Raw genomic sequence first — 1,585 nt, forward strand, 5'->3', positions numbered from 1 at the left:
ATAATAATAATAATAATAATAATAATAATAATAATTTTAAAGACAGCTTTTTATTCATTCTACATACTACATCTCCTATTTAATATATCAGGGTGATTAAAAAGATACTTCTAGATTTATTTTAATATAATATTTAGGTTGTTAATTTAATCATTTCATTATCTACTCTCATTTTTACGCCTCGAAAAAATAATGACACTTTACTATTTTACCATTATTTGGAGTTAAGAAAATTATAAAGGGCTCCTATTTTATTTGCATCATTTCCATATTTCGCCTTTCTTATAACTGGTATAACTTTCCCTGCTCCTACTATATTCATAAGCTCTTTAATTTTAGTATTTATTTCATTAATAAATCCTGGTCTTTCACATATAGCTCCGCCTAACACAATAACTTCAGGGTCAAAAGTATATTGAATATTATATATTCCTAATGCCATATATCTAAAAAACTTATTGATTTCTTGTATCGCTATTTCATCTTTATTATCATATAACTCAAATGCTTTTATTCCATCAAAGTTATCCATATCTATACCTTTTCTTTCAGCAATAGCCTTAGCTGTGTTATATGTTGACCCTACTTGACTCCATGTTAAATATCTTATATTATTTTCATCACTTATATCTATATCAATAACACAATACCCAAATTCACCTCCATGCTTATGAATTCCCGTATGTATTTTCTTATCTTTAACTAAAGCTCCTCCAATTCCAGTACCACAAACAACAAAAGCTGAATCTTTTTCATCTTTTGCAGCTCCAAGCCAGCATTCACCTAATGCAGCACAATTAGCATCATTTTCTATAGCAACATCTAATCCTGTTTTTTCTTTCAATATCTCTTTAAAATTTGGTCCATGAATATAAGGTATTGCACTTACTCCACCTATTATTCCAGTTTTTGAATCTACTGCTCCTGGTGCACTTATAGCTATACCTTTAAGATCATATTCTTCCTTTTTATCATTAACATTTTGTGCTAAAGTATAAAATAATTCTTCAGCTGTTTTAGGTATATTAATTTTTCCACTAACTAAAATACCACCTTCTTCATCAATAATTGACCATTTAACTTATGAGCCACCTATATCATATACCATATAATTTCGCATATTTTTGACAACCTCACAATCATATACATAACTTTATTAATATTTTCACAGTTAATTATATATTCTTTTTAAACTAATTGTCTATACTTTGGAATTAAAAAATTATTATGGAATTTATTTAAAACTATTTCTATATCAATACCAGCTTCAATTAAATTTTTAGCTACTTCTATAGTCCCTTCTTTTTGGTCTTATGTCAATATTTTGGACACAAAAAGTCAAACTTTTTTATACTAAATGATTGTATAATATTAAACTCTTTACATAACTCTTTTAAATCATTACTAGTATATTGAGAACCTAAGTCTGTATGAAATATTATATGCTTTTTTTATCAGGATTTTGGTTGTAATAGGCATTTTTTAAAGCTTTAACAACTAAATCTTCTGCTACCTTTTTACTTGAATGAGGCTTGTATTTTTTTTACAGTTATTGCACAAAGGCCAAGTTCAGTCATTCGTCTTT

1 protein-coding gene is annotated in these 1,585 nt (G+C 27.0%); it reads right to left on the reverse strand.

Features of this window, described 5'->3' with window-relative positions:
• Positions 1-214: 214 nt before the first annotated feature.
• Positions 215-1,069 (reverse strand): ROK family protein, encoded by an 855-nt coding sequence (locus Q5O44_RS15180; protein ID WP_302638255.1) that lies wholly within the window; start codon positions 1,067-1,069, stop codon positions 215-217.
• Positions 1,070-1,585: the final 516 nt, after the last annotated feature.

Origin of the sequence: Clostridium sp. CAG:221, from assembly GCA_000435835.1 — a bacterium.
Lineage (GTDB): Bacteria > Bacillota > Clostridia > Clostridiales > Clostridiaceae > Clostridium.